This is a genomic window from Clostridium sp. CM037, assembly GCF_055081095.1.
On the sequence record NZ_CM143650.1, the window covers coordinates 22,635 to 36,300 of the forward strand.

General features: G+C 36.8%; 9 protein-coding genes, 1 tRNA gene and 3 rRNA genes. 1 reads left to right on the forward strand and 12 read right to left on the reverse strand.

Going from position 1 to position 13,666, the window contains the following annotated elements:
• Positions 1 to 303: 303 nt before the first annotated feature.
• The 7 genes from ACWJKP_RS00105 to ACWJKP_RS00135 form a co-directional block, all read right to left on the reverse strand.
• On the reverse strand, positions 304 to 702 hold the full coding sequence (locus tag ACWJKP_RS00105) for a tetratricopeptide repeat protein (protein WP_165413755.1): 399 nt from the start codon (positions 700 to 702) through the stop codon (positions 304 to 306).
• 183 nt (positions 703 to 885) lie between these two features.
• Complete coding sequence (locus ACWJKP_RS00110) at positions 886 to 1,587, reverse strand: response regulator (protein WP_165413756.1); 702 nt, start codon at positions 1,585 to 1,587, stop codon at positions 886 to 888.
• Positions 1,556 to 3,187 carry a DUF4118 domain-containing protein gene (locus ACWJKP_RS00115; protein WP_224579115.1) on the reverse strand — a complete coding sequence of 544 codons (1,632 nt, stop codon included), beginning with the start codon at positions 3,185 to 3,187 and terminating at the stop codon, positions 1,556 to 1,558. Before ACWJKP_RS00115 ends, ACWJKP_RS00110 begins: the two co-directional genes overlap by 32 nt.
• Before the next feature lie 175 nt (positions 3,188 to 3,362).
• Positions 3,363 to 3,863, reverse strand: a complete 501-nt coding sequence (locus ACWJKP_RS00120) for a DNA-binding protein (protein WP_165413758.1) — start codon at positions 3,861 to 3,863, stop codon at positions 3,363 to 3,365.
• A complete protein-coding gene (locus ACWJKP_RS00125; RefSeq protein WP_462961369.1) occupies positions 3,839 to 5,374 on the reverse strand; it encodes a TrkH family potassium uptake protein in 1,536 nt (511 codons plus the stop codon). The genes ACWJKP_RS00120 and ACWJKP_RS00125 overlap by 25 nt, the downstream gene beginning before the upstream one ends.
• A gap of 113 nt (positions 5,375 to 5,487) precedes the next feature.
• The gene (locus tag ACWJKP_RS00130) at positions 5,488 to 6,147 is read right to left on the reverse strand and encodes a potassium channel family protein (protein ID WP_165413760.1); all 660 of its coding nucleotides are present in this window, start codon (positions 6,145 to 6,147) and stop codon (positions 5,488 to 5,490) included.
• Positions 6,144 to 6,797, reverse strand: coding sequence for a potassium channel family protein (locus ACWJKP_RS00135; RefSeq protein WP_165413761.1), 654 nt, complete (start codon positions 6,795 to 6,797; stop codon positions 6,144 to 6,146). Before ACWJKP_RS00135 ends, ACWJKP_RS00130 begins: the two co-directional genes overlap by 4 nt.
• A gap of 538 nt (positions 6,798 to 7,335) precedes the next feature.
• Between ACWJKP_RS00135 and ACWJKP_RS00140 the strand changes: the two genes are divergently transcribed.
• Positions 7,336 to 7,911, forward strand: a complete 576-nt coding sequence (locus tag ACWJKP_RS00140) for a response regulator (RefSeq protein ID WP_165413762.1) — start codon at positions 7,336 to 7,338, stop codon at positions 7,909 to 7,911.
• A gap of 30 nt (positions 7,912 to 7,941) precedes the next feature.
• Here the strand turns inward: ACWJKP_RS00140 and ACWJKP_RS00145 are convergent.
• The 5 genes from ACWJKP_RS00145 to ACWJKP_RS00165 all read right to left on the reverse strand — a co-directional run bounded on the left by ACWJKP_RS00145 (position 7,942) and on the right by ACWJKP_RS00165 (position 13,256).
• Positions 7,942 to 8,017 (reverse strand) — tRNA-Lys (locus tag ACWJKP_RS00145).
• A gap of 6 nt (positions 8,018 to 8,023) precedes the next feature.
• Positions 8,024 to 8,140 (reverse strand): 5S ribosomal RNA (rrf, locus tag ACWJKP_RS00150).
• Between the two features lie 85 nt (positions 8,141 to 8,225).
• Positions 8,226 to 11,151, reverse strand: a 23S ribosomal RNA gene (locus ACWJKP_RS00155).
• A gap of 292 nt (positions 11,152 to 11,443) precedes the next feature.
• Positions 11,444 to 12,961, reverse strand: a 16S ribosomal RNA gene (locus ACWJKP_RS00160).
• The 16S, 23S and 5S rRNA genes sit together here with 1 tRNA gene alongside, the layout of an rRNA operon.
• Positions 12,962 to 13,133: 172 nt before the next feature.
• Entirely contained in the window at positions 13,134 to 13,256 is a 123-nt protein-coding gene (locus ACWJKP_RS00165) for a hypothetical protein (protein WP_263492430.1), read from the reverse strand.
• Between the last annotated feature and the right edge of the window lie 410 nt (positions 13,257 to 13,666).

The following is a 13,666-nucleotide window of genomic DNA, read 5'->3' on the forward strand; positions in this document are numbered from 1 at the left end:
ACACACTCCTTTTTTTCTTATGTTAATATATATAATCATTTTAAGCTAATAATGTTATTTTCTCAATGGATTATATAGGAAGAAACAACTTTTTATTAATATACAACTCTTTAAAATTATACTCTAGATGAGTCTAGTTAATTTTCCTGTAAGGTATTATTAATTAAACACCCTTATTCAATATCTATTTATATTTTTATAAGACATAAAAAAACTTCAGGGGATTTAAATTCTCCCTCTGAAGTGGTTAATCGATCACCTTAGATACTCCTTGAATTGTAAACACTATTTAGCACCTTGACTTTATACCGGTCTCATTATTTTTAAAATGTCCACACGTACCCCCTTATAACTATTAAAATATGATGTTTGATTTTCTTTCTCCATATTATCTCCGTAATCTATATTTTTTTCATTAAATATATAAAAAAATGAAGTTAATTTCTCTAAATTTCTATCTGCTGGTTTATAAGTTGGGTCAAACACATATGATGCTCTATAGTATTTACACGCCATAGCTGCATCGCCTTTATATTCTGAAATAACTCCTAGTAAATTGTACACTTCTGCCGAATGATCATTTTCAATCATAGCTGCATATAGATACATATGTGCTAGATCATATTTATTTGACTTTATTTCATTAATAGCTTCTTTTATATTATTTTGAAAAGAACTTTCTTCATTACTATTTGTTAACATATAATCACCCCAGGTTATCCTTTCACTTTATATTTATAATTATATCTTATCAAAATCACCATGAACTTGATATTAAGAAAGTATAAAGATAAATCCTGATGTATAAAGATTATGTTAATATTTTAAGTTACGTCTTATTGTTTTGCAAAAAAAGATGAAGCTAAAAGCTTCATTTTTGAAACATTATTCATCTACTAAACGATAACCTACTCCAACCTCCGTTATGATATACTGCGGCCTAGCAGGATCCTTCTCTATTTTTCTTCTTATATTAGCCATAAATACCCTAAGAGACTGTGTATCATTCTCAAAATAACTTCCCCAAATCTCATCAACTATATATTTATGAGTTAACACACGTCCTGAATATCTTGACATTAGCTCAATTAGTTTGTATTCCATTGGCGTTAAATGTATCTCTTTATCTAAAATTATAACTTTACGTTTTTCAAAATCTATCTTTAAATCCTTAACCTTAAATACTGACTGCACATCGTTTTGTGACTTATTCTCTCCATTAAAATGTCTAAGTGCCACTCTAGTTCTAGCTAAAGGCTCTGCTACACTAAAAGGCTTGGTCAAATAATCATCTGCACCTTTATCTAATGCTTCAACTTTTTCCCTTTCAAGCCCACGAGCTGAAACAACTATAATCCTAGCTTTTGTAGACTCCCTTACTTTCTCAATAACATTAAGTCCATCAATATCCGGTAACCCTAAGTCCAAAATTATTATATCTGGATTATGTGAAAAAATAAGTGTTATAGCCGCATTGCCAAATTCAGTTCCAATGCACTTATATCCCTGTGCTTCAAGCGAAATTTTCATAAATTTTTTAATAGGCTTATCATCTTCAACTATTAAAATCAAAGGCTTCATATCCACTGCCATCACCCCTTATTACAGGTAAACCAAATCTAAAAGTCGCCCCACCAGAAGAGTTATTTAAAGCTTCTATATATCCACCATGTGCTTCTATTATAGACTTACAAATAGCAAGTCCCAATCCTATCCCTCGCTTTTCTAGGGAATTACTCTTCGCCCTGGTATAAAACCTATCAAATATAGTTGGTATATCTTCTTCCGGTATGCCTTTTCCATTATCTGATACCTCAAAAACCACACTATCTTCCTTTTCTGTAACTTTAACTTCTATAATAGAATCACTCCGTGAATACTTGATGGCATTATCAATCAAATTAATAAACACTTGTTCTATTAATAATCCATCTACAAATAATATAACCATTTTTTCCGGTAGTTCAATCTTAATATTATGACTTCCCGAAAACCTTGTAACTCTCGATATAGATTCAGCAACAAGTTCTTCAACAATCTCTACATCTTTCTTAATTTCAAGCTTACCTTCATCTATCCGTGTCATGCTTAATATATTTTCAACTGAATGTATAAGCCAGCTTGTATCTTCATAAATTATTTCAAGAAGTTCTTTCTTTGTATCATTATCAAGTACATCATAATTATCACTAATAGTAGAAACTGACCCTAATATCCCTGTTAGCGGAGTTCTTAAATCATGCGAAATTGACCTTAAAATATTGCCCCTAAGTCTTTCCGTCTCAGTCTCTAAATTTATCTGTCTTTTCTTTTCGTATAACTCTTCTCTTTCAATAGCTAAAGCGATTTGTGTAGAAACGGACTCTAGAAGGATCTTTTCATTTTTTGATAACATATTTTCTTCTAAACATGCGATGCCAATAATTCCAAGAATCCTATTTTGTCCTTTAATGGGATGGTAATATCCAATACTATTTAAGGAAATTTCAGCTTCAATGCCAACTGATTTGCCTATTTCAAAGCATTTTTCAATTGCTCCAACCTCTATATCTGACTTAAAAATCCCCCTACTATATTCTCCATTAAGCATATATTCACTTGGCTGTTGCAAATTATTTTTATTATCTACTATAGCTATCATAATATTTCTGTTAAACATGTCAACTAAATTATCTCCACAAAACTCAACTACTTGTTTTTTATTTCTTGCCGTAAGCAATGACTTATTAATTTTATATAAAATTTTCATTCTATTTTCACGTATATATGATATCTTAGCTTGCGACTTAACTCTTGAAGTTAAAGTGCTTGTAATAATTGCTGCTATAAGCATTATAATAAAAGTTACTGGATAATCAGCTCTATAAGCTAGAAAGGTATAATATGGCACCGTAAATAAAAAGTTAAATGATAGCACTCCAATTATCGCGGCCAGTATACCATAACCATATCCATCAGTACTTCTTGATACGAATAATACACCTAAAATAAATACTATTATTACATTTGATTCATGTAACCCAATTTTTCTAAATATCAGAGATATTACAGTGGCTAAACTCATAATTACTATAGTTTTAACCACATTGGTAATCATTATTGTTTTAGGTTTGATTTCTTCATAATCACTATATTCATATTCACTAGAAATTTTGAAAAACTTCTCATCAAATTTACCTTTTTTCAAACTCCACATCACCTTCCTAATATATCTAATTATCGTTTATTTGAACTATGACTATCCTAAATGCCTCTTAATTAGCAATGCTAATCTTGAATAATCCATTACTTAAAAATGATATCTAGTACTATGTTTAGTATGGACAAAATAGTCTTAGTTTTAAAGTTCTAAAAAAAGCATTTCATTTTGAAGTGCTTTTAGTAAATTTTATATATGAAAAAATTAAAGCAAGTGTGATGACTGTTAATATTATTGCTATACCTTTTTTATTGTTACTTATAGGGATTGCTACTTTGTGCCCAGGCTCTATAATTTTAACCGAGCTTGCATGTATATCCATATCCCCCCCATGGTCCTTACAAGCCCTATTAAAAGTTCCATTTATCTTAACTATATCTCCCTTATAACCATACTTACCAAATTTTTTTATACTTTGAACTTCATCAGATTTAATCCATATTCCCATAGCTGTGCTTCCATCATTGATATTTACCCATGAATATTTACCTCTATTCATACATTCACCAATAGCTTCACCCTTTAATGTAATTTTACTATTATCAATATTTTTGCTATTTTCGATTAATTCATTAAAATTACTATATTCCTTTGCCATACATGTTATTGAAAAACAAAAAGCCAAAATACACACTACTATTATTGTTTTAAAAGTCTTAACCATAACTTCTTAATGCCTCCAAATGTGACTCCTATTAGCGCAAACACAGATATGAATTCTAATCTTCCTAAATACATTGCAATTATATAATATACCTTCATTGCAGTAGGCATTGTAGGCGCCGTAATCCCAATGGATAATCCTACATTTCCTGTAACTGAAGCAGCTTCAAAAGCTGAACTGAGCACTGGGTATCCATAATAGGTTCCCAACGCAGTACCTATAAAAAATAATATTATATATAATATTATTATTAGGTAAGCAGATTTCACCATTGCATCCTCTAAGATAATTTCCTTTATATGATGAAATTTAAACACCTTTATTTTTCTATCAGAATTTAATAATTTGTTTACCTCTGCAATTATACTTTTAAAAACCAATCCTACCCTTAATCCTTTAAACCCACCTGCCGTAGAACATGCTGATCCACCTATAAGCATGGCTATTATAAGCATAACCACAGGAAAATCGCCCCATTCAGTTGCAAACTGTCTGGCATAAAGATTACCAAACCCTGTAGTTGTATGCGCTGATAATACATTATAAATACCTTTTCTGAAAACCGATATACCATTACTATATACACCTGAATTTGTTAGTTTTAACGCTGTAAAAAAAGAAATAATTAAAGCTGTAATAAAAAAACTCTGTGTTTCAATATTCCTGAATATTTCTTTTTTATTACCTTGCCATACTGCATAATGTAATGCAAAATTTAAAGAACCAATGACAAAGAAAATCATTGTTAATAACTCATAAGAAATACTATGATAATACAGAATATTTTGAGACATTGGTGCAAATCCACCAGTACTCCATGCAGACATAAAAATAAACAATCCATGAAAAAAAGCACTTACAGGCTGCATACCTATAAACATTCCATTAATCCAAAGCATAGTAGTCCCTACAATTAAATACACAATACTTATTTTCCATATAATTCTTGCTGTGTTTTTTACATTAGGTACGAGTTCAGCATCCTTACCTTCACCAACATACATTTTGTAAGCACCTAAAGTATGGTTTACCATAAAACTTAAAGCTAGTACCACCATGCCTTGGCCTCCAACAAAGGTAAGAATGTGTCTCCACATATTTAATCCTAGAGAAAGATGGTCAAGATTTTGAATAAGTAGTACTCCTGTGGTTGTAAATCCACTCATAACATCAAAACATGCATCTAAGAAAGATGTTGTATTTCCACTGAGCTCATAAGGCACCGCACATAACAAAGTTAATATAATCCATGAACTAGATGCAATAATTAACCCATGCTTCCATTGCAACCTTACTTTATCAACCTTGTCTTTACCTGTAAACATAAGAACTATACCTAAACTAATCGCTATATTTATACTAATAATAAAATCTAAAAGCGCGCTCCATTCCTTAAATATCAATGAGATCAATATGGGTATCAACATTAAACTTGCAGTTCCCATTATTACATAGCCTACATAAAAATTTATTATTTTAAAATCATCAAAGTTTTTTGTTATTTTTTTCATATAATCACCTTGCTAAAATCATATTAATGCCATATAAAATAAATAAAAATGTTAATGTATATCCTATCTCTGTAATTACTCCGCATACAATTTTTTTATTAGTCATAATATATTTACCCTCCAATTATAGATTTTTCTACATCATTTTTTTTATCTGTATTTGTGATAATAAGTACTTTATCACCTTCTTTTATATCTACGCAGCCTCTTGGAAAAATTACTTCCCCACTTCTTATTATTGATAGTATTACACATTCCTTAGGTATATTTAACTGCTCTACTGATTTATCTTTCCATGCGCTTCTTTTATCTATTTTTGCTTCTACTAATGTCATTTCTCCTTTATTAATGCTTTCTATAATTTTCAGTGGTTCGCTATTAAATTCACCCTCTATCAAATTGCAAATTACTTGTGTGCTACATACAGTCTTATCCACTCCTAACGCTTCGAAAATTGCTGTATTTTTAGGATTGTTGATTCTAGCTATTGTTTCATTAATATTAAAGTTTACTTTAGCCATCTGACATATTACCAGGTTTTCCTCATCTTTTCCCGTTACTGCAGCTACAACTTCAGCTTGCTCTATATCCGCATCTTCTAATACTTCAACATCTGAGCCATCCCCACATATTACATCTACTTCAAGTTCTTCGGCAACCTTTTCACAAATTTTTGTGTTTTTTTCTATTAACACTACCTGATGTTTTTTTTCTTTTAATGCTTTAACAAGATAGTATCCTACCTTCCCACCGCCAACTACTATTGCTCTCATCTAAGTTTCTCCTTCATTATTGCCTTTACTAACTTTTCTTTATTCTCCTTATTTATGCTACAAATTATTTTGTCACCCTTTTCCAATAGTTCATTTTCATTTGGTATAATAAGTTCCCCCTTTTTGGAAACTGCACATATCCTACAATTAAACTTATCTTCTATTTCTAAAATGTTATTAATTCTAAGTCTGTTTATTGTCATCTCCTCTATTGATATATCATTATTTAATATCAATAATGCATCTGATTTTTTATCTATTATTTTGTTTTTAATTATATTTATACTTACTTCAGTTGGACTTATAGTTTGTAGTCCTAGTTTTCTATAAATAAATTCCCTTGATGGATCAAAAATTCTAGCTATTACTTTAGGCACCTTAAATATATCCTTTGCAATTTGACTAGCCATAATATTTATATTATCTGCTGGAGTCATAGCTAAAAATATATCTGCTTTATCTATTCCCGCGTCTATTAATATATCATTATCTATCTCCACTCCTTTAATTCTAATTCCATTAAATCCACTTCTAAGTCTCTCTAGATTTTCCGCATGTTTATCCACTATTACCACATCATGACCGTCATTAGACAATTCCATAGCAAGTCCGCTACCTAATCTACCACAACCTATTATTACAATATACATAGTATGTTCTCCTTACTTAAATTTCTTTTAAAAAAACCATAGCTGAATTTAAAACTACTTTTAGTAAGTTAATATGAATTTACTATTAAATTTAAATACCATATGCATATTTTAAGCAATTATAGGAGATAATGCAACTTTGCATAACTGTCCTTAAAATCATTCTCCTACCTGTTATATGTGGTTTAAGAAATCTAGCAATTCTATTCTTTGTTTACATTCGTTTTTGTTCATTTTCCTCATAGTACTAACTCCATAATTGAGTATATAACTTACTTAAAAGAAGTACAGTGTGTTTTTATCTATAATTTGCACATAACACATATTTTACATGTTAAAGTATTCACTTGCAGTTGATTATAATTAATAAAAGTAATATATAAACTTAAAAATACAGATGAGAATATTATCAGGTTATTATTTTATTTAAAATCCTTACTCAACTAAAATTAAGCTATAATTCTACACCATTAAGTGTTAAAATTATAGCTCTATATGTTTAATAATACAATTTTTCACTTGGGAAAGAAGGACTACTATGAAAAGAGCTTTAGTTGTAGATGATACAAAAAATATTCGTACGTTGCTAGGCATTTACCTTAAACTAAACAATTTTGAAGTTTTGATGGCTACTAATGGTCATGAAGCTTTATCATTAATTGATACTGAGCCCGTAGATTTAATATTTTTAGATATTAAAATGCCCGAAATAAGTGGCACAGAAGTTCTAAAAAGAATTAGAAGTAAAGGAATAACCGCTCCAGTAGTAATTATGACAGCTTTTGCCACAGTTAAAAATGCAGTGGATTGTACTAAACTTGGGGCAATTACTTATTTACAGAAGCCTTTTACTACAGATAAGATTAAAACTATTCTTGCTGAATTGACTACAAAATATGATACCTATGATAAAAATATTGAACACCAAATAATTACTATAAAATATTTAATAAATGAAAATAACTTAGAAAAAGCATTAGATACTTTAAAAGCGGTTTTATCCATCGATCCAAGTATACCTGAGATTTATGAATTAATATCTATAGTATATAGTAGGCAAGGAGAATTAAAAAAATCAAAAATATTTCATAATATGTCGGAACAATGGAAATAAAAAAAAAGCACTTCATAAAGAAGTGCTTTCTGGTGGCTTACCGGGGAATCGAACCCCGGACACCATGATTAAAAGTCATGTGCTCTACCAACTGAGCTAGTAAACCATGTTTACCTGGCGACAACCTACTCTTCCACAAGGTCACCCCTGCAGTACCATCGGCGCATTGAAGCTTAACCTTCGTGTTCGGTATGGGAACGGGTGTTACCTTCATGCCATAATCACCAGATTGAGAATATAAATATTCTCTGAAAATTGCACAGTGAATTAGTCTTCTTCCTTACGTCCGAAGCTTCGCGTTATTTCTAATTATTTAGGTCAAGCCCTCGACTTATTAGTATTAGTCAGCTGAACATGTTACCATGCTTACACCTCTAACCTATCAACCTGGTGGTCTTCCAGGAGTCTTACTAACACCGCACTTACGTGCGAGTTATGGGAAATCTCATCTCAGGGTGGGCTTCACGCTTAGATGCTTTCAGCGTTTATCCCTTCCAAACATAGCTACCCAGCGATGCCACTGGCGTGACAACTGGTGCACCAGAGGTTTGTCCATCCCGGTCCTCTCGTACTAAGGACAGCTCCCTTCAAATTTCCTACGCCCGCGACGGATAGGGACCGAACTGTCTCACGACGTTCTGAACCCAGCTCGCGTGCCGCTTTAATGGGCGAACAGCCCAACCCTTGGGACCTACTTCAGCCCCAGGATGCGACGAGCCGACATCGAGGTGCCAAACCTCCCCGTCGATGTGGACTCTTGGGGGAGATCAGCCTGTTATCCCCGAGGTAGCTTTTATCCGTTGAGCGATGGCCCTCCCACGAGGTACCACCGGATCACTAAGCCCGACTTTCGTCCCTGCTCCACTTGTAAGTGTCGCAGTCAGGCTCCCTTCTGCCTTTGCACTCTTCGCGCGATTTCCAACCGCGCTGAGGGAACCTTTGGGCGCCTCCGTTACTTTTTTGGAGGCGACCGCCCCAGTCAAACTGCCCACCTAACAATGTCCTGTGACCAGATTCATGGCCTCCAGTTAGAACCTCAGTACTGTCAGGGTGGTATCCCAAGGATGACTCCACACAGGCTGACGCCCATGTTTCTCAGTCTCCCACCTATCCTGTACAGACAATACCGAAATTCAATGCTAAGCTACAGTAAAGCTCTACGGGGTCTTTCCGTCCAATCGCGGGTAGCAAGCATCTTCACTTGCACTACAATTTCGCCGGATGTGTTGTTGAGACAGTGCCCAAATCATTACGCCATTCGTGCGGGTCGGAACTTACCCGACAAGGAATTTCGCTACCTTAGGACCGTTATAGTTACGGCCGCCGTTTACTGGGGCTTAAGTTCATACCTTCGCTTGCGCTAAGTAATCCCCTTAACCTTCCAGCACCGGGCAGGCGTCAGCCCCTATACATCAGCTTTCGCTTTAGCAGAGACCTGTGTTTTTGCTAAACAGTTGCTTGGGCCTATTCTCTGCGACCTACTTACGTAGGCACCCCTTCTCCCGAAGTTACGGGGTCAATTTGCCGAGTTCCTTAACAACAATTCTTCCGATGGTCTTAGGATTCTCTCCTCACCTACCTGTGTCGGTTTGCGGTACGGGCACCAATATCCTCGATAGAGACTTTTCTTGGCAGCGTGGAATCAGATACTTCGGGAATAAATTCCCTTCCCCATCACATCTCAGCGTTAAGAGCAAACGGATTTGCCTGTCTGCTCCGCCTAAATGCTTAGACACACATCCAATAGTGTGCACATCTTATCCTCCTGCGTCATCCCATTTCTAATAACGTCCATTGGTGGTATCGGAATATCAACCGATTGTCCATCACCTACGCCTTTCGGCCTCGGCTTAGGTCCCGACTAACCCTGAGAGGACGAGCCTTCCTCAGGAAACCTTAGGTTTTCGACCGTTAAGATTCTCACTTAACTCTCGCTACTCATGCCAACATTCTCACTTCTGTACCGTCCACCACTCCTTACGGTATGACTTCAGCCAGTACAGAAAGCTCCTCTACCGCGTACACAATTGTGTACACCCATAGCTTCGGTGGTAAGTTTTAGCCCCGGACATCTTCGGCGCAGGATCTCTTGACTAGTGAGCTATTACGCACTCTTTAAATGAGTGGCTGCTTCTGAGCCAACATCCTAGTTGTCTTAGAAATCCCACATCCTTTTCCACTTAACTTACACTTTGGGACCTTAGCTGATGGTCTGGGCTGTTTCCCTTTTGACTACGGATCTTATCATTCGCAGTCTGACTGCCGAAATAAAAGTATATGGCATTCGGAGTTTGATAGGGTTCAGTAACTGTTGTCAGCCCCTAGCCCATTCAGTGCTCTACCTCCATTACTCAATTAATCGACGCTAGCCCTAAAGCTATTTCGAGGAGAACCAGCTATCTCCGAGTTCGATTGGAATTTCTCCGCTATCCACAGCTCATCCCATGGTTTTTCAACACCAACGTGGTTCGGACCTCCACGGAATTTTACTTCCGCTTCATCCTGGCCATGGATAGGTCACCCGGTTTCGGGTCTACGACATGCAACTATGCGCCCTATTCAGACTTGGTTTCCCTTCGGCTCCGTACCTTAAGTACTTAACCTTGCTACATATCGTAACTCGTTGGCTCGTTCTACAAAAAGCACGCCGTCACACATATAAAGTGCTTCGACCGGTTGTAGGCACACGGTTTCAGGTTCTATTTCACTCCCCTTCCGGGGTTCTTTTCACCTTTCCCTCACGGTACTTCTTCACTATCGGTCACTAGGTAGTATTTAGCCTTGGGAGGTGGTCCTCCCAGCTTCCCACAAGGTTTCACGTGTCTCGTGGTACTCTGGATTAGATCTGACTGTTTTTCCTTTTCATTTACAGGCCTATTACCTTCTGCGGAGCAGCTTTCCAGCTATCTTCAATTAAGGAATTGCAGTATTTATGATCTATCCTCAACCCCCAGATCAAAGACCTGGGTTTGGGCTCTTTCCCTTTCGCTCGCCGCTACTTAGGAAATCGATGTTTCTTTCTCTTCCTCCGGGTACTTAGATGTTTCAGTTCCCCGGGTCTACCTCTGCATACCTATTTATTCAGTATGCAGTACATAGTTGTTACTATGTGGGTTCCCCCATTCGGAAATCTTTGGATCACAGGCTATTTGCGCCTACCCAAAGCTTATCGCAGCTTAACGCGTCCTTCTTCGGCTCCTAGTGCCAAGGCATTCGCCATGCGCCCTTTGTAGCTTGACCTTGATTCTGTCTATTTACATAGACGGTTATATTAATTTTGCGAAATTGTATTAAATTAATTTATAAACTACTTGCGTAGTTTTAATTTTTTTAAAACAACTTTTTTCACTGTGCAATTTTCAAAGAACATTTTAAGAAAAACTATTCATTATCTAACTCCTAAGAGTTAGATAAAATTAGTCTCTCAAAATTAAACAGAGAACTAGGTACGATTAATTACAATAGATATTTTTGAAGAACAAATTAATATTCTTCTATTGCATCGACCGAAGTCAATACATCTACTCCCTAGAAAGGAGGTGATCCAGCCGCAGGTTCTCCTACGGCTACCTTGTTACGACTTCACCCCAATCATCAATCCCACCTTCGGCCGCTGGCTCCTTACGGTTACCTCACGGACTTCGGGTGTTACCAACTCTCATGGTGTGACGGGCGGTGTGTACAAGGCCCGGGAACGTATTCACCGCGACATGCTGATTCGCGATTACTAGCAACTCCGGCTTCATGTAGGCGAGTTGCAGCCTACAATCCGAACTGGGATGAGTTTTTGAGTTTGGCTCCACCTTGCGGTCTTGCATCTCTTTGTACTCACCATTGTAGCACGTGTGTAGCCCTAGACATAAGGGGCATGATGATTTGACGTCATCCCCACCTTCCTCCCGGTTAACCCGGGCAGTCTCACTAGAGTGCTCAACTTAATGGTAGCAACTAATGATAAGGGTTGCGCTCGTTGCGGGACTTAACCCAACATCTCACGACACGAGCTGACGACAACCATGCACCACCTGTCACCCTGTCCCGAAGGACTTCGCCCATCTCTGGGTTATGCAGGGGATGTCAAGTCTAGGTAAGGTTCTTCGCGTTGCTTCGAATTAAACCACATGCTCCGCTGCTTGTGCGGGCCCCCGTCAATTCCTTTGAGTTTTAATCTTGCGATCGTACTCCCCAGGCGGAATACTTAATGTGTTAACGGCGGCACCGAGGTTCGACCCCCGACACCTAGTATTCATCGTTTACGGCGTGGACTACCAGGGTATCTAATCCTGTTTGCTCCCCACGCTTTCATGCCTCAGCGTCAGTTACAGTCCAGTAAGTCGCCTTCGCCACTGGTGTTCTTCCTAATCTCTACGCATTTCACCGCTACACTAGGAATTCCACTTACCTCTCCTGCACTCTAGACACCCAGTTTCAAATGCAGCACCCAAGTTAAGCTCGGGTATTTCACATCTGACTTAAATGTCCGCCTACGCATCCTTTACGCCCAGTAAATCCGGACAACGCTTGCCACCTACGTATTACCGCGGCTGCTGGCACGTAGTTAGCCGTGGCTTCCTCCTCTGGTACCGTCATTATCGTCCCAGAAGACAGAACTTTACAACCCGAAGGCCTTCATCATTCACGCGGCGTTGCTGCGTCAGGGTTTCCCCCATTGCGCAATATTCCCCACTGCTGCCTCCCGTAGGAGTCTGGACCGTGTCTCAGTTCCAATGTGGCCGATCACCCTCTCAGGTCGGCTACGCATCGTCGCCTTGGTGAGCCGTTACCTCACCAACTAGCTAATGCGCCGCGGGTCCATCTCAAAGTGGAATTTTCCGAAGAAAAATCCTTTGATGTTTCGATCATGCGACCAAAACATATTATGCGGTATTAATCTCCCTTTCGGGAGGCTATTCCCCTCTTTGAGGCAGGTTACCCACGTGTTACTCACCCGTCCGCCGCTAATCCACCCCGAAAGGTTTCATCGCTCGACTTGCATGTGTTAGGCACGCCGCCAGCGTTCGTCCTGAGCCAGGATCAAACTCTCAATTTAAAAGTTTACACTTTTTTAGTTGAAATGATTAATCTGCGACAACTGTTAAGTTGTTACGCAAGCTCATTACATACTTTTTAGTCTTACGACTAAATTTTACTTTATACTAAAGTAATTAACTGGTTTAACGAAATATTATTTCGCTATCTTTACCTATTTCTCTGTTTAATTTTCAAAGACCAATTTGCTTTGTCATCATGTGATGACTTCTACTATTATATCTGTTATGTCTTAAGTTGTCAACAGTTTTTTTAATTCTTTTAACTGTTATTCTTCTTAATCTTTCTTGCTTCATCACTATTGAACCGCAGCGACAATTAATATAATATCATCTTTCAAAAACATAATATTTCATTTTTTTCTTTAATACGACAATTATATACAGTATTCTTTATAATGCTATTATATGTTAAGTTTCTTTTGTACTGACACACTAGGAATAGTATACCTTTATACACCAAATAATATACCAGCTTCATCACATTATACTTAGTTATAAATAAAGTGTAAGCCCTCTACATTAAGAAAAAACTCAATAAAGAGGACTTGCAACTATTATATTAAATAATCACCTGCGGTGCAGCAACAGCTTCGCAGAAGATGCATCGACGACTTCAGAAGAAGATTTATACTACCACCGAAGTTTTTTCTTTATTATAATCCGTAACCCCCTCTTATACAAGAGGGTGACGTTCCTTCTAAAAT

Excerpts from the sequence above, each read along its gene's own strand:
- ACWJKP_RS00105 (WP_165413755.1), bottom strand. The coding sequence starts at position 702 with ATGTTAACAAATAGTAATGAAGAAAGTTCTTTTCAAAATAATATAAAA.
- ACWJKP_RS00120 (WP_165413758.1), bottom strand. The coding sequence starts at position 3,863 with ATGGTTAAGACTTTTAAAACAATAATAGTAGTGTGTATTTTGGCTTTT.
- ACWJKP_RS00125 (WP_462961369.1), bottom strand. The coding sequence starts at position 5,374 with ATGAAAAAAATAACAAAAAACTTTGATGATTTTAAAATAATAAATTTT.
- ACWJKP_RS00130 (WP_165413760.1), bottom strand. The coding sequence starts at position 6,147 with ATGAGAGCAATAGTAGTTGGCGGTGGGAAGGTAGGATACTATCTTGTT.
- ACWJKP_RS00135 (WP_165413761.1), bottom strand. The coding sequence starts at position 6,797 with ATGTATATTGTAATAATAGGTTGTGGTAGATTAGGTAGCGGACTTGCT.
- ACWJKP_RS00140 (WP_165413762.1), top strand. The coding sequence starts at position 7,336 with ATGAAAAGAGCTTTAGTTGTAGATGATACAAAAAATATTCGTACGTTG.
- ACWJKP_RS00165 (WP_263492430.1), bottom strand. The coding sequence starts at position 13,256 with ATGAAGCAAGAAAGATTAAGAAGAATAACAGTTAAAAGAATTAAAAAA.